Origin of the sequence: Priestia sp. YIM B13490 (assembly GCF_042787735.1) — a bacterium.
Taxonomy (GTDB): Bacteria; Bacillota; Bacilli; order Bacillales; family Bacillaceae_H; genus Priestia; species Priestia megaterium.
On record NZ_JBHZOT010000001.1, the window covers coordinates 43,728 to 59,190 of the forward strand.

The window sequence follows — 15,463 nt, forward strand, 5'->3', positions numbered from 1 at the left end:
GTATAGCTGCCTGTCGTACAATTTACAGGAGGCTTTTTTATGGTTTTGTTAGATACAGGAAAGAATTTGGTTATAAGAATTAAAAAGGATAAGCTTTTTGTCTCATTGAATCTATATGTAAAAGTAGTGTATAACAGATAGAGAGATTGTTTATGTGTTCACTCTGCACTTCAGTATAACTTCAAAGAATTTTCAGCCAGTCGTAGTATCATTAGAAAATACTGTTGGAGAGGAATGGAATGAAAATGCAAGAAGGAAATTTTTTTAAAGGTTTAGTAATAGGCATATTAATCAGCATTCCAATTTGGATTATTCTCATTGTTATAGGCGTTCTGCTTTTTAAATAGGCCCGTTCTCATAATAGAATAGACAAAACTTTCCTTTTAGTGTATACTTCAAATGAAAATGATAATTATTATCATTTAATCAACGAATCAACACTCTGCATATAGCTGTCACTCCTTGAGAGCTATCCCTATTTAATATTCTGTCTACAACGCAGAATAAACCGCTGCCTTTGAGTAGCGGTTCTTTTTTTAGTAAATTTCTACTTAGTAGGCTAGTATACGTAGCACTTTTTGCCCCTATACATATGTTAACAATAAGGAGGGACAAGTAATATGAAAAAAATCTATCTAGATGCAGGACATGGTGGGGCAGATGCAGGAGCAGTTGGAGCGAACGGACTGTATGAAAAAAACTTAGTTTTAAAAATTCAACAATATTTAATAAGCTATTTAAATAGCACCTACAGTGACTTTACGATTAAAACCACTCGTACCACAGATACTTTTTTATCGTTATCTCAGCGCGCTTCTCAAGCTAATTCGTGGGGAGCAGATGTATTTATGTCTATTCACGTAAATGCCGGTGGAGGAACAGGATATGAAGATTATGTTTATAGAAGCGCTAGCAATGCCAGTAAAACGTTTCAATCAATTGTCCACGGCCAAGTACAGCCAACGCTGCTGTCGTATAATCATCCGAATCGCGGTCGAAAATCAGCCAATTATGCGGTGCTTCGCTTAACAAATATGCCCGCAGTACTAACTGAAATAGCCTTTATTGATAACCGCACCGATGCAGCACTTCTCCAAAACGAAGCTTTTTTAAAAAGCATGGGTGAATCGTATGCAAAAGGAATTGCCGTATATTTAAATTTACCTCGTCGTGCAGTTCCAAACCCCAATCCAACACCAACTCCGAATCCATCACCTTCTGAACCAGGTACAAAAACGTATACGATCAAGCAAGGAGATACGCTTTACAGTATTGCACAGAAGTACAACATAACAGTACAAGCGCTTCAAGAAGCGAATACAGGGCTTTCTGATCCTTTAACACTACAGGTTGGAAAAACAATTGTTATTCCTTCAGGGACTTCACCAAACCCATCTCCAACACCGTCCCCAACTCCACCTTCGGAACAATATCCACTTCCAAATGGAATTTTAAAACAAGGTGATTCTGGAGAAGCCGTGAAGCAGCTTCAAAAAGCATTAAACGCGGTGAATTTTAAAGTAGGTTCAGTAGACGGAATATATGGAGTTCAAACGAAAGATGCAGTCAGACGTTTTCAGCTTGTGTATCTTCCTTATGATGTGGATGGCATTTATGGTCCTCAAACGAAAAACAAGCTAGCAGCCGTTTTAAAAGCAAAAAGTTAAAGCAAAAAGGTCTTCTGTAAGCGGGCAGAAGACCTTTTGTTTTTCTGTTAAAAGCGCCTTAAGCACTATTTTATGGTTTGCGTAAAATAATGCTTTACAAACCATTTGTACGGGAGTATATTATCTAAGAACAAAGGATAGTTATGAAAGAAACATGTTATCGATCATACCCTTTAACCGAAAATTATATTGACCTGTTATCGCTTAATTCGTCAGAAGTGGGGGACCCAAATTTGTGCATTGTCACTTGGGGTGAATCCTTTTTTAAAGGTAGGGCTACTCTCATAGCCCGAATCCGACAGCTAACCCCATAAGCGTTTTGGAGAGGAGGTTTAAGCTGTGTAAAAACGCTGAGAACCCTTAGTGTTTTTTTTGTGCGCTTTTTTAACATAAAAAGGTATTTTTAAGGGATAATATCACTTATTCGTGAACTTGTAACGGAGCTTAGCAACGACAGTAAATAGTAGCTAAGCAATCATCGGAGGGAAATTACGTGAACTATTCAGTTCTCAAACGATTATTGATTGGAAAGCCGCTTAAAACAAAAGAGTTAGGCGATCAAAAGCTTAGTAAGCTTAAAGCGCTGGCTATTTTATCATCAGATGCCTTATCTTCAGTGGCTTATGGAACAGAACAAATTTTGATTGTACTTGCAACAGTCGGCGTCCTTGCCTATTGGTATTCGATTCCAATTGCGCTTGGGGTATTGGTTCTGCTCACGGCTTTAATTCTTTCATATCGCCAAATTATTTATGCGTATCCGCAAGGCGGAGGAGCTTATATTGTTTCGAAAACCAATTTAGGAGAAAATCCTGGACTTATCGCTGGAGGATCACTGTTGGTGGATTATATTTTAACAGTTGCTGTGAGTGTTTCAGCAGGAACGGATGCCTTAACTTCGGCTTTTCCAACGCTGCATCATTACAATGTAGTAATTGCGTGTTTGCTGGTGATTTTTATTACCGTCTTAAATTTACGTGGTGTAACAGAATCCGCTTCCGTATTAGCTTATCCGGTTTATTTATTTGTTATTGCTCTTATTTTGTTAATAGCGGTAGGCTTGTTTAAAATAGCGACAGGTCAAGTTTCACCTGAGCTGCATCCCTCTCTCGGTACAGTAGTGCCAGGTATTAGTTTGTTTTTATTATTAAAAGCTTTTTCGTCAGGCTGTTCAGCATTAACAGGTGTAGAAGCTATTTCAAATGCAGTGCCTAACTTTAAAGAGCCAGGTGCAAAAAATGCTGTTCATACATTAATGCTGATGGGCGGTATTTTAGCCGTTTTATTTTCTGGCATCACGTTTTTAGCTTATTGGCTTGGCATTTCTCCAAAAGCAGATGAAACGGTTGTATCACAAATTGCATCGAGTGTGTTTGGACGAAATGGATTTTATTATTTTATTCAAGGCACAACAGCTCTAATTCTAGTGCTAGCGGCGAATACGGGCTTTTCAGCTTTCCCTTTGCTGGCTGTCAACTTATCGTCTGATAAATACATGCCAAGAATGTTTCAAATTCGTGGCGATCGACTAGGCTATTCAAATGGAATTGTGACCCTTGGAATTGCTTCTATTGTCTTAATTGTAGCTTTTAAAGGAGCGACTGAACAATTAATTCCTCTTTATGCAGTCGGGGTGTTTATTCCATTTACGCTTTCTCAAACAGGCATGATTGTCAAATGGCTTAGAGAAAAGCCGGCCGGCTGGCAAGGGAAGCTAACCATTAACTTAATTGGTGCCCTCATTACCTTAACTGTGCTAATTATTTTGTTTACAACGAAGTTTTCACAAGTATGGTCCGTGCTCATTTTCTTACCGGTTATTGTCTATATTTTTCATCGCATTCATACGCATTATGAAGCGGTAGGAGAGCAGCTTCGCATTAAGCAAGGAGAAAAGATTGGAAAGCTTGAAGGAAGTGTGGTCATTGTTCCTGTAGCAGGAATGACAAAGGTAGTAGAAAATTCATTAAATTATGCAAGAACGATTGGCGATACCGTTATTGCAGTGCATGTGGCCTTTGATAGAGAAAGCGAAAAGAGAATGGAAGAGAAGTGGGAGAAGTGGCAGCCTGATATTCGTATTGTTACGTTTCATTCTCAATACCGCAGCTTAGTGCGGCCGCTGTTTCGATTCATCGATATGGCTGAGGAAAAAGCCCGGGAAAATAACATGGCCATTACGGTCGTTATTCCGCAATTCATTACGAAAAAAAGCTGGCAAAATATTCTTCACAATCAGTCCAGTCTGCTGTTAAAAGCACATTTGCTTTACCGTAAAAATGTAATTGTTACAACTGTACCGTACCGTTTTAAAAAATAATGAAACATGACTAAAAACCTCCAACTTGTATGTTGGAGGTTTTTAATTTTTAAATTCACATACACTAACCGTAATCGAATCTCATCAAAGGCGCAAACGGAGGGATTGTATGAGTGAATTAATTAAATTGTTGCGAAAGGGAAATAAATCGGCCATGATGGCCGCTATAGTGAATACCATTATTTCCATTATTAAAGGGATTGCTTTCGCTTTAACAGGGAATGTAGCGATGTTTGCTGAAACGATGCACAGCTTAGGAGATGCAGCTAATCAGTTTTTTGTCTTTATAGGTTCGGCATTAAGTAAAAAAGCCCCGACCAAACGATTTCCAAACGGTTTCGGCCGATTGGTTAATCTCGTTCTATTAGGAGCGGTTCTTGTAGTAGGGATTATGGCGTTTGAAACGATTAAAGAAGGATATCACCACATTCTTCATCCGACGAAGTCTTCAGGCTTTATTTTAAATATTGCAGTACTTGGCATCTCGGTATTGCTTGAGATGTTTGTCTTATTTAAGGCAATGAAAGAAATTTTGCACGATGTCGGAATGAATACCGCAGAGGTCAATGTTTTTACGCAAAGCTTTGTTCATTTAAAGAAAGCAAAGCCAGCAACCAAGCTGGTCTTTATGGAAGATCTTGTAGCTACTGGAGGAGGCGTATTGGCATTAATAGCTGTTTTCATTTCACGGTTTACACCCTTTCACCAAGCTGAAGGAATTGCTTCTATTTTAATTGGGCTTATGATGTTTTTTGTAGTAGGACGAGTATTTTTAGACAACGCTGCGGGAGCCCTTGGTGAAGCAGATAAAGAAATGGAAATAAAAATTGGCGCGATTGTCATGCAAGATGTACAAGTGCGTGATATTCGAACATTAATGGTGATGAAAGAAGGAGAAGAGCTTCACGTTGAATTAAAAGTAGAAATTGATCCTTCTTTAACAGTGGCCGAAGCTGATGATATTAAAGATCGTCTGGAAAATCGTATTTTACAGGAAAAAGGAGTAACGGATGTCATTATTGAATTTGATGAAGATGATGGAATTCCGGACTGGGCGCCAAGTGATTTACAGCTTCAAAAAGAATAAGAACAAGGAAGAAAACAACTGTTTTCTTCCTTGTTTTTTTAGCTATATACTTTTTCACGTACGTTTGGAGAATCTGTTGAAGCTTTCGAGAAGTTAATGGTTTCACGTACAACGTAAATAGGTCTATTTTTACTTTCATCGTAAATTCTTGCGATGTATTGTCCGACTAGACCTAAACCAAGTAGCTGAATACCGCTAAAGAAGGTGATAGCTACCATAATAGAAGTCCAGCCAGGCTGAATGTTTTTACCTATTAGCCAAACAACAATCGAATAACTTAAAACTAAAAGTGATACAAAAACCGATAATAAGCCAATAACCATTACTAAACGCAAAGGCTTCGTTGAAAACCCAATAATTCCATCTGAAGCAAACTTGATCATCTTTTTTAAAGGATATTTTGTTTCACCAGCAAAACGTTCATCGCGCTCATATTCTACATATGTTTGCCTGAAGCCAATCCAAGACATCATTCCTCGTACAAAACGATTACGTTCAGTCATTTTTTTGAATACATCCGCTACTTTTCGGTCGATAATACGAAAATCTCCCGTGTCTTTAGGGATTTCGATATCGGACATATAATTTAAAAAGCGATAAAAATACTTAGCCGTGGCTAATTTAAAAAAGGTCTCTCCGCTTCGTTTCTTGCGCTTTGCATATACAATTTCATAGCCTTGCTGCCATTTAGCAATTAATTCGGGAATCATTTCTGGCGGATCTTGTAAGTCCGCATCAATAATAACGATGGCATCACCTTGAGCATAATCAATGCCTGCTGTTACGGCAGTTTGGTGCCCGAAATTACGAGCGAAATCAATAACTTTTACGTTAGAATCCATAGCCGCTACGTTTTTCAAGATTTCAATTGTTCGGTCGGTGCTGCCGTCATTGACGAAAATGAATTCATAGTTAATGTGGTTTTTATGCATGACGGAAAGCAAGCGATTGTAGCATTCATTAGCTACTTCTTCTTCAAAATACATAGGTACCACGATTGAAATTAGTTCTCTCATGCTTTACCTCCTATCGAGTGATTGTTTGTGTGCTTAAACGTCCATAATTTATTAAGGAAAAAATTGATAAACATTCCTATACAAGTAGACAACAGTTGTCCGATTATTGGATTAGCAGGTGTATAGTGTACAAGAAGGAATAAGCAGCTTGTATTAATTGCTAAAGTAATAAGGTTTACGATAAAAAATTGAGCTAACATCCATTTGTGTACGGTTGCTTGAAACACCCACGATTTGTTCCAATAGTAGCTGTTTATGACGCCAATAAAATAAGATAGTACGTTAGCCAATATATAATTCATATCAAAATGAATGAGTGCTAAATAACTGATAATAGTGAGCAGGGTATTCATTATACCTACAAATCCGAATTTCAGGAATTTTATCACGGTTGCATAATCCCTTCCATTTAATTTATCTCTTTACATTTTGTCTTGGGCTCATTTTTAGTAAATCGTACTATTAAATAGGATAGAATCACTGAAATACCAAACCCTTCGAGCAGCATAAAGCTTGGAAAAATAAAGAATCGATAGCGAGTTTGAATTTCAATAAGCAAGTGAATAAGAACGTATCCTATGATTAGTAATAAAAACAGTGTATACGGATATTTATCCTGCTTCTTCAGGAATAAACATATAAGTCCAATAATGGAAAGAATAGTAGTTGAAACATAAATAATTCTTTCATAACTTTGAGCAGCACTAATTAATTTCTCTTTATTAAAAGGTACATCTTCTTGAGGAGTTAATGAAATGCTCCAAAATGTAGATGCATCCGTTCCTCCCCACATATTTAGGAATTTAATGTGAAAGAGATCTAAAAGCTGCTCTTTATCTGCTACCCGCTCTTTAATTACCTCTTTTTCTGCTTCAGCTCGTTTTTCTCCAATTGGCATACCCATAAAACGACTAGCATCCTCTGAAGAATAAGAACCGCTTGTTTCGTAATTAAAGCCAATGACGAATTTCCATAAAGGATCTCTGTTACTTAAAGGATATTTAGAAATACCGCTGGCTACAAAAGAATAGTTGATTAGCGCATTTGCAATAAAAAAAGTAGCCAGTATGCCTACGAGGTTTTTTCCTATTTTCTTTCGACGAGCTTTTAATTCAGCAGCATCCTTCGTTTTAATGTAAGGTTGAAGAATTTGCAAGATGAAATAAATGAAAACAGCAACGATAATAATAGGTCCTAGAGGGCGCATTAAATTTCCTAACGACAATAGAAGGCCAATATAAAGCCAGCTAAACTTGTTATGAGCAAATCTTTTTATAATAAGATAAAAAGCTGCATAAAATAAAAAAGTAGCTAAATGCTGGTTAGTTAACACTGAGCTATAGAGAATGTTCGGAATGTAGAACGCATATAGAAAAGCTGCCATTCTCCCAGCAAGTTCGTTAAATACTTTTGCGCCAATTAAATAAATAAAAATAACGGTTCCAGTGGAATAAAAAATATTTAACAATTTTAATATAAAAATATTATCTCCAAAACAGCGAATAATAACAGATTCATAGAATGAAAAGCCTAGCTGATATACCCATGTAGTAAAATAAACGCTTTGGTTAAATTCGTAATTTCCTTTTGCAATATTACGCGCGGCATCTAACATGACAAGAAAGTCAGATTTTACAGGCGTTTGAACAGAAAGCATCCATGCTAGTCGAATACCTAACGTCAAAACAATCAGTGAAATAAAAAAAACAGTTTTGTTCATGTATCTACTTGCAATTGCTATTAGAAAAATGACAAGGAAAGTGAAAAATATTCCTTCAATAATAAATGAATTACTTAAAGCCAAGCCTTTTAATTCCAATGAATTTGTCATCGCACTGTAACTGCCCCATAGAGACCATGTGAGAATAATGACACATAAAAAGATCAGGCTTTTGGATAAAAATGAGTTAAGCATATTACCTCCTGCAAATTATTTCAAAGATAAGGTACAAAATTCCTACCCTATGATACCATATTTTATTATTTTGTATATATTTTTCTTATAGAGTATAATATTAGATTGTTCTGAAATTACAACAGCAGCATAACATTTGATAAAAGGGTAAGCGGAGTAGGCAGTGATTTAGTAATAGATAAAAGAGGTTGGGAAAAAAGGATTTTAGTCGAAGTGAAAAACGAACCATTGATCATCATGTTTGATTAGTGGTTCGTTTTTTTATGGTGAACGTAGGTTTCATTGGTTTATTTCCTTCCAGCAGTTGATTGGAGGGCAAGACGAAGACTCCTGTGGGAAAAGCGGAACAGGTGAGACCCCGCAGGAGCGTAAGCGACGAGGAGGCTCATCGGCCGCCCGCGGAAAGCGAAGTCTTGCACGGAAATCAACTGCGGTGTAACAAGCAATCCCTACTAGCTTATTTATTCCATTTGTTCCCCTATAGATTCGCTTGATTTAGTTATGTCTCAATCTCTTCTTTTTTATCATGTGTTTTCTGATGCGAACAGCTTTTATGTTTTAAACCGATCTTTTAATAAATTCCATAGGGAACTCACTCCGAGACTAATGCTGATCAGAATTCCTGATAGAGCTACTATTAAAGCGATATATTCAAAGATAGAAAACTGCTTCATACTATCCCAATTGATATTTCCCTTTAGTTTGCTAATAACTAAATTCATTCCGTAAATACCGGAAAGAACCGTGTAAATCGTTAAAATTAATAATAAGTAATTGTGACGCTTAGCTGCGATTTTCTCTTGATTTTGGTACAAAGTACCAAGAGTTTCTTTGACTTCTTGATAAAGAGAATTGATATGGAAGATTTTTTTAAAGAGCTCAGAAAACTCTTGACCTTCTGTGCGAGAGCTAATTTCTAAAAATAAATATTTACCTGAGAACACGGTAATAGAGCGGATTAGTCGTTCAATGCCCTCTGAATTTTTATGAAACGTGAGCTGAGAATACTCATAAGATAGTTTTAACAACACGATTTTATAGAAAAAATGTAAAAATAAATTATAGTAATGCTGGCCAAATAGATGATTCATCAAAAGCTGATCCGTTTTAGAGTCTGTCGATTTAGAAATACATGAAAACACATGGTCTGTTATGACGTAATAGGTTTCAGGAGCCCATCTGGAATACACGTGTTTAGTATTATACGTTTTAATATACTCATGATTGTGTGCAGAAATAAACGCTTTCCCGTCAGGCATATAGCTATTTAGCTGTCCAGTACGAAATAAAGTTGTGGAATTAATCTCTTGCTCTTGATTTACCGTTACATAACTTAACACAAACATCCGTTCATCGATAAAATAAGGAAGGCTCCCCACATGCTGTTCACGTGTGGCTTCTTTCTTGATGTGTTCGTTCAAAAATGGCGCGAGCTGTGAAAAAATATAATCTTGTACTTTGCTATAGCGATGGTGTTCATAGGTAATGGTGGATCCATGCTCTTCAGCAAGCTTCGGTTCTAATACACGAAAATGATTCATGAACTCTAAAATATCATCATAGGTGTAATGATTATGGCTCATCTCAGTACGAATGGTCATGACGCCAATTTCAAAAGGACATAAAAAAACATCCACAGACAGCACGTTGCTAGACACGGTGGTGGAGGAAGTGTGTAACGTAATGGCATGGTCTATTTTTTTTGAAAATCGAAGCAACCCTTCTTTTTCGCACGAGTCAGGGAATAGAATGCATTCAATGTAAGGAAGAAAATATTGATCCAGGCTATCATGAGATACGTAATATTGTTCTCCGTAGTATTCTTTTTCTAAATGTTTGTTTTGAATGGAGAAAAACTCGAACAAATTTGCTTTCAGCGCATGAACAAGCTGCTCTTTATTTTTTCGGTCAAAGGAAAAAGGAAATAGAAACATGTTCATTGCTTTGGTAGGTACAATGGTTTGAAATGGTTCTGTTTTCCTTGGTGTATTGGTCATAAACTACATCCTTCTTATGGTCGGTTGTATTTCCTTGTAAGAGTCGAGGAAATGCAGGTAGAAAGTAAAAGGTAAAACAAGCTTTATAAAAACCGTTCTACCTGCCTGCAATGATTCAACATATCATTTATAATATGCCAATTTTTTTAGAAAACAAACGTAAAAAAACCAACTAACATCATCATTAGTTGGTTTTATATACAGTGTCTGATTAGTGAATCGTGCGATATACACCAGTTACTTTTCCTAAAATCGTTACGTGGCGAAGAATAATAGGCGCCATCGTTGAATTTTCAGGCTGTAAACGAACGAAATTTTCTTCTTTAAAGAAACGTTTTACCGTTGCTTCGTTGTCTTCGGTCATAGCGACCACAATATCTCCATTATTAGCTGTTTGCTGCTGACGTACGATTACCATATCGCCATCTAGAATACCTGCTTCAATCATACTTTCTCCCATAATTTCAAGCATAAATACATGATCATCTGGAGAAACGAATTTATCTGGAAGAGGGAAATATTCTTCCACATTTTCAACGGCTGTTATAGGCAGACCCGCTGTTACTTTACCGATAACAGGAACATTAATGACATTGCTTTTAGGGATGTTTACTTCGTCTAGTTGAAGAACTTCGATTGCTCTTGGTTTTGTCGGATCTCTGCGAATTAACCCTTTGCTTTCTAAACGAGCTAAATGCCCGTGTACAGTGGAGCTAGAGGCTAATCCTACCGCTTCCCCAATCTCACGAACAGAAGGCGGATAACCTTTTAATTTTACTTCATGCTTAATAAAATCTAGTATGTCTTGTTGACGTTTTGATAGCTTCATATTTTTCACCTCGATTTTAGCTATTCTTTAGGTGAATTATACCACGTGATGTGTCAATATACAAACATAAGTTCGAAGAATTCCATTGACAGAAACAAATGTTCTCAATAAAATAAGAACATATATTCTGACAGGGGGATCATAATATGCAACAATTCTTACATTCTATGAAACATTACGCTATTTTTTTTGCAGTTATCGCTGCACTTACATATGTATTGACGCTGGTTTTAGGAGCGGATAAAGTAGATTTAGACAAATATTCAACGGTTACTATTACAAAAGGAGATACGCTTTGGGAATTGTCCAACAAGTATCATAATCACCATCATTTGACCACCAATGAATTTGTCAAATGGGTTGAAGACGTCAATGATTTAAACTCAGACACTGCCCAGTCTTTATCTCCTGGAGATAAATTATATATTCCTGTTTTAAAAAAAGAGTTACATAATCAAGTGGCAATTGAACAGTAGTGTGTAACGGCCGTTCCTGAATATTGTTAGAAGCCGAAAAGGTCGTGATAAAAGTGGATGCCATTATTTATTGCCGTGTCAGTACGGATAAAAAAACCCAAGAAACATCTTTACAGCGCCAGCAAGAAGAATTAAAAAAGCTTGCTGCTCTTCACCATCTAGACGTAAAAAAAGTCGTAATGGAAAAAGCAAGCGGATATGAAGTAGACAGAGAGGGTATTTTGGATGTTCTTCATACAATGAAAGAAGAAAAAATATCTGTGTTGCTTATTCAAGATGAAACACGATTAGGCAGAGGAAATGCTCGAATTGCGCTGCTTCATGCTTTTCATAAAGAAAATGCTACCATCTATACGATTAGTCATCAAGGCCAGCTTCAGCTTTCAGAATCTGATTCAATGGTGTTAGATATTATTAGCTTAGTGGAAGAGCATCAGCGGAAATTACATAATGCTAAAATTAAAAGAGGAATGAAAAGAGCTGTAGAAAACGGTTATCGTCCGCAGCAAAATTTAAAAAATCAAGGAGTTAACTCGGGAAGAGAAAAAAAAGAAGCGCCAATTGAAGAAATTGTCCGTCTTCGTCATAACGGCTTAACCTTTGCTGAAATTTCAGTTACGCTAAAAGGTTTTGGCTATAATATTTCAAAAGCGACGGTACATCGCCGCTATCAAGAATACCAAGAGAATGCTCAATCTCTTGATAAAACGAAAGAGATTTAGTAAGATGACTACATGTTGCCGGAACGGTTCGGTAATTTTAATTATTGATTATAAGGAGATAGGTTTTATATGCTATCAAAAGATAAACTTGCTCGTATTAATGCTCTTTCAAAAAAGGCAAAGGCTGAAGGTCTGACAGAATCTGAAGCGAAAGAACAGCAAGAGCTACGTCAGGAATATTTAAAAGTTTTCCGACAATCTATGACAAATCACCTTCATACGATTAAAGTTGTGGACGAAGAAGGTAAAGATGTTACGCCTAAGAAGTTAAAAGAGAGTAAAAAGAAGCGTCTTCACTAAGACGTTCTAGTAAAACTAGAGGGAGTGTTCCTTCTAGTTTTTTGTATATTTTTAATAAGGCACACAAAAACTGTAAAAGTGGAAAATTTTTTGGTTCAAGTATTGTACAAATAAGCAAATCATTAGTATGATAACATATGTACATAGTTTTGAAAGGAATGAAGAGTATGACACAACGTATTGAAGATCTTTCGATTGCAACAATTCGTACTTTATCAATCGATGCGATTGAAAAAGCAAATTCAGGTCACCCAGGTATGCCAATGGGAGCTGCTCCAATGGCATATACATTGTGGACAAAATTTATGAACATCAATCCAAAGAATCCAAACTGGTTCAACCGTGACCGCTTTGTATTATCAGCAGGACACGGATCGGCACTATTATACAGCTTGCTTCATTTAGCTGGATATGACTTATCAATTGAAGACCTTAAAAACTTCCGTCAATGGGGAAGTAAAACACCAGGTCATCCAGAGTTCGGTCATACAGCAGGTGTTGATGCAACAACTGGTCCACTAGGACAAGGTATTGCAATGGCTGTTGGTAAAGCAATGGCAGAACGTCATTTAGCTGAAACATACAACAAAGAAGGTTTAGAAATTGTAGACCACTTTACGTATGGTATTTGTGGTGACGGAGACTTAATGGAAGGTGTATCTGCTGAAGCAGCTTCATTAGCAGCACACTTAAAATTAGGACGTTTAGTTGTTTTATACGATTCAAATGATATTTCTTTAGACGGAGATTTAGATCGCTCGTTCTCTGAGAACGTAGAAGATCGTTTCAAAGCTTACGGATGGCAAGTAATCCGCGTTGAAGACGGCAATGACTTGACAGCGATTGCAAACGCAATTGAAGAAGCAAAAGGCGATTTAACACGCCCGACGCTAATTGAAGTAAAAACAACAATCGGATTTGGTTCTCCAAACCACGCGGGTACTTCTGGCGTGCACGGTTCTCCATTAGGTTCCGATGAAACAAAATTAACAAAAGAAGCTTATGCATGGACATTTGAAGAAGATTTCTATGTGCCAGAAGAAGTGTATGCTCACTTCAAAGCTACAATTGCTGAAGATGGCCAAAAGAAAGAAAACGAATGGAACGATGTATTTGCACAGTATAAAGAAAAATACCCTGAACTAGGTCGTCAATTTGAACTGGCAGTAGAAGGAAAGTTACCGGAAGGCTGGGAAGAAACGCTTCCAGCATACGAAACGGGTTCAAGCCTAGCTAGCCGTGCTTCTTCTGGAGAAGTATTAAACGCAGTAGCACAAGCTGTACCTCAATTCTTCGGCGGTTCAGCTGACTTAGCTGGCTCAAATAAAACAATGATTAAAGGTTCAGAAGACTTCACTGCAGCTGATTACAGCGGACGTAATATCTGGTTCGGTGTACGTGAATTTGCAATGGGAGCTGCATTAAACGGTATGGCTCTACACGGCGGTGTAAAAGTATTCGGAGGAACATTCTTTGTATTCTCTGATTATCTTCGCCCAGCAATTCGCTTAGCAGCTTTAATGAAGCTTCCTGTAACATATGTATTCACACATGACAGTATCGCAGTTGGAGAAGACGGCCCAACACATGAGCCAATTGAACAATTGCCATCACTTCGTGCAATGCCAGGTCTTTCAGTGGTTCGTCCTGCAGATGCAAATGAAACAGCTGCTGCATGGCGCTTAGCATTAGAGTCAACTGACCGCCCAACGGCGCTTGTATTGACTCGTCAAAACTTGCCAACGCTTGAAGGTACAAAAGAAAATGCATACGAAGGCGTGTCTAAAGGTGCATATGTTGTATCTAAAGCTGGTAAAGACCAAGCGGATGCGTTAATACTTGCAACAGGCTCTGAAGTAAGCCTAGCAGTAGAAGCACAAAAAGCATTAGCTGCAGAAGGCATTGATGTATCTGTAGTAAGTATGCCTGCGTGGGATCGTTTCGAAGAGCAATCTGCTGAGTACAAAGAAAGTGTTATCCCTAAATCAGTGAAAAAGCGTTTAGGTATTGAAATGGCTTCTACACTTGGCTGGGAACGCTATGTTGGAGACGAAGGACAAGTTCTTGGTATTAATCACTTCGGTGCATCTGCTCCTGGTGAAACAATCATGAAAGAATTTGGTTTTACAGTTGAAAATGTAGTAGCAAAAGTGAAAAGCTTGCTTAATGCATAATTCTTTTTCATAAGAAAGAGCAGACTCCTGTGGTCTGCTCTTTTTTTCGACAAAAAAACAAAGGAATTTTTTCATCGATAGACAAGCATTGCGTACACCATTCGGTATAATGGTACAAAAAAGAACGAGCCGAAAGGGAGGATGAATCGTGAGAACGTATGAAGTATATTTAATGGAGGAAGAAGTTGCATCATCCTATTTTCGAAGAGAAAAGCTCATTTATCAGCTGCTGATTGAATATAGAATGAAACGTCACTTGCAGGAAACGCACTTACAAAAACAAGTTCATTACATTACTCGCCAACTGCCCATTTCATTTATTCAACGAGAATTGCTTCAGGCGTTTTCTCATTATCCTCATTTTTTTACTCATCAAGAGACGTTTGTGCTGGAATATCCTCATAAAAAAAGTCGAGCATCTATAAAATTAACGAATCGCTGTATAACAATTGAAGGAGATGGCAATGTTGATGCTGAGACAGCTTTTTTTGAAGTATTACGCAAGCTAGATCCTTGTTTTTTAGCAGTGAATTATGGAACGGATGAATACGGCTGGCTGAGGCCTGTGAAAACAAGAAAATTTGTGTAATTATTTAAGGAAATTGGAACGGAAATATTGTATAATAGCGTATGGTCTAGTACACTGTAAGTTAGACAACACGAAGGAGGAAGTAATACCATGGGAATGTATATTCTAGTTGGTGTTCTAGCATTAATTGTTGGGATAGCGCTAGGATTTTTCATTGCTCGTAAGTATATGATGAGCTATCTGAAGAAAAATCCACCAATTAATGAACAAATGTTAAAAATGATGATGATGCAAATGGGCATGAAACCATCGCAGAAAAAAATTAACCAAATGATGAAAGCAATGAACGGCCAAATTAAATAATGGTTAATTGGACAGACACTCTCTATTCAGAAGGGTGTCTTTTGTTTTATGATAGAGATAAGAAAATG

At 37.3% G+C, this 15,463-nt stretch carries 15 protein-coding genes and 1 riboswitch; of the genes, 10 read left to right on the forward strand and 5 right to left on the reverse strand.

The window, feature by feature from the left end; all coding sequences use genetic code 11:
- The first annotated feature begins 620 nt into the window (after nucleotides 1-620).
- The 3 genes from ACFX4R_RS00200 (at nucleotide 621) to ACFX4R_RS00210 (ending at nucleotide 5,074) form a co-directional block, all read left to right on the forward strand.
- Nucleotides 621-1,667, forward strand: coding sequence for an N-acetylmuramoyl-L-alanine amidase (locus tag ACFX4R_RS00200; protein ID WP_043976565.1), 1,047 nt, complete (start codon nucleotides 621-623; stop codon nucleotides 1,665-1,667).
- A 191-nt stretch (nucleotides 1,668-1,858) separates the two neighbouring features.
- A riboswitch (cyclic di-AMP (ydaO/yuaA leader) is annotated at nucleotides 1,859-1,999 on the forward strand.
- Nucleotides 2,000-2,160: 161 nt separating this feature from the next.
- Nucleotides 2,161-3,987, forward strand: coding sequence for an APC family permease (locus ACFX4R_RS00205; RefSeq protein ID WP_013084729.1), 1,827 nt, complete (start codon nucleotides 2,161-2,163; stop codon nucleotides 3,985-3,987).
- Nucleotides 3,988-4,096: 109 nt separating this feature from the next.
- Nucleotides 4,097-5,074 carry a cation diffusion facilitator family transporter gene (locus tag ACFX4R_RS00210; protein ID WP_116514688.1) on the forward strand — a complete coding sequence of 326 codons (978 nt, stop codon included), beginning with the start codon at nucleotides 4,097-4,099 and terminating at the stop codon, nucleotides 5,072-5,074.
- A gap of 38 nt (nucleotides 5,075-5,112) precedes the next feature.
- Here the strand turns inward: ACFX4R_RS00210 and ACFX4R_RS00215 are convergent, their stop codons facing one another.
- Genes ACFX4R_RS00215 through ACFX4R_RS00225 form a run of 3 tightly spaced genes read right to left on the reverse strand, consistent with a single transcriptional unit; the run spans nucleotide 5,113 to nucleotide 8,005 of the window.
- Entirely contained in the window at nucleotides 5,113-6,090 is a 978-nt protein-coding gene (locus ACFX4R_RS00215; RefSeq protein ID WP_377568269.1) for a glycosyltransferase family 2 protein, read from the reverse strand.
- Entirely contained in the window at nucleotides 6,087-6,479 is a 393-nt protein-coding gene (locus ACFX4R_RS00220; RefSeq protein ID WP_097824481.1) for a GtrA family protein, read from the reverse strand. Before ACFX4R_RS00220 ends, ACFX4R_RS00215 begins: the two co-directional genes overlap by 4 nt.
- A 20-nt stretch (nucleotides 6,480-6,499) precedes the next feature.
- Nucleotides 6,500-8,005, reverse strand: a complete 1,506-nt coding sequence (locus ACFX4R_RS00225) for a glycosyltransferase family 39 protein (RefSeq protein WP_340446904.1) — start codon at nucleotides 8,003-8,005, stop codon at nucleotides 6,500-6,502.
- Nucleotides 8,006-8,246: 241 nt separating this feature from the next.
- Here ACFX4R_RS00225 and ACFX4R_RS00230 point away from each other — a divergent pair, with 241 nt between their 5' ends.
- The gene (locus tag ACFX4R_RS00230) at nucleotides 8,247-8,444 is read left to right on the forward strand and encodes a hypothetical protein (protein WP_377568273.1); all 198 of its coding nucleotides are present in this window, start codon (nucleotides 8,247-8,249) and stop codon (nucleotides 8,442-8,444) included.
- 112 nt (nucleotides 8,445-8,556) lie between these two features.
- Here the strand turns inward: ACFX4R_RS00230 and ACFX4R_RS00235 are convergent, their stop codons facing one another.
- Both ACFX4R_RS00235 and lexA read right to left on the reverse strand, forming a co-directional pair.
- Nucleotides 8,557-10,002: a magnesium transporter CorA family protein gene (locus tag ACFX4R_RS00235; protein ID WP_097824479.1), complete on the reverse strand. Its 1,446-nt coding sequence runs from the start codon at nucleotides 10,000-10,002 to the stop codon at nucleotides 8,557-8,559.
- A 211-nt stretch (nucleotides 10,003-10,213) separates the two neighbouring features.
- Nucleotides 10,214-10,831, reverse strand: coding sequence for a transcriptional repressor LexA (gene lexA / locus ACFX4R_RS00240; RefSeq protein ID WP_013058778.1), 618 nt, complete (start codon nucleotides 10,829-10,831; stop codon nucleotides 10,214-10,216).
- A 146-nt stretch (nucleotides 10,832-10,977) separates the two neighbouring features.
- Between lexA and yneA the strand changes: the two genes are divergently transcribed.
- The 6 genes from yneA (at nucleotide 10,978) to ACFX4R_RS00270 (ending at nucleotide 15,395) form a co-directional block, all read left to right on the forward strand.
- Nucleotides 10,978-11,307, forward strand: a complete 330-nt coding sequence (yneA, locus tag ACFX4R_RS00245; protein ID WP_013084723.1) for a cell division suppressor protein YneA — start codon at nucleotides 10,978-10,980, stop codon at nucleotides 11,305-11,307.
- 53 nt (nucleotides 11,308-11,360) lie between these two features.
- Nucleotides 11,361-12,029 (forward strand): YneB family resolvase-like protein, encoded by a 669-nt coding sequence (locus ACFX4R_RS00250; RefSeq protein WP_043976570.1) that lies wholly within the window; start codon nucleotides 11,361-11,363, stop codon nucleotides 12,027-12,029.
- A gap of 69 nt (nucleotides 12,030-12,098) precedes the next feature.
- Nucleotides 12,099-12,329, forward strand: coding sequence for a DUF896 domain-containing protein (locus ACFX4R_RS00255; RefSeq protein WP_013058775.1), 231 nt, complete (start codon nucleotides 12,099-12,101; stop codon nucleotides 12,327-12,329).
- A 167-nt stretch (nucleotides 12,330-12,496) separates the two neighbouring features.
- The gene (gene tkt, locus ACFX4R_RS00260) at nucleotides 12,497-14,503 is read left to right on the forward strand and encodes a transketolase (RefSeq protein ID WP_013058774.1); all 2,007 of its coding nucleotides are present in this window, start codon (nucleotides 12,497-12,499) and stop codon (nucleotides 14,501-14,503) included.
- A gap of 148 nt (nucleotides 14,504-14,651) precedes the next feature.
- Nucleotides 14,652-15,092 carry a sporulation inhibitor of replication protein SirA gene (sirA, locus tag ACFX4R_RS00265; RefSeq protein WP_013084721.1) on the forward strand — a complete coding sequence of 147 codons (441 nt, stop codon included), beginning with the start codon at nucleotides 14,652-14,654 and terminating at the stop codon, nucleotides 15,090-15,092.
- A gap of 90 nt (nucleotides 15,093-15,182) precedes the next feature.
- Nucleotides 15,183-15,395: a YneF family protein gene (locus ACFX4R_RS00270; protein ID WP_013058772.1), complete on the forward strand. Its 213-nt coding sequence runs from the start codon at nucleotides 15,183-15,185 to the stop codon at nucleotides 15,393-15,395.
- Nucleotides 15,396-15,463: the final 68 nt, after the last annotated feature.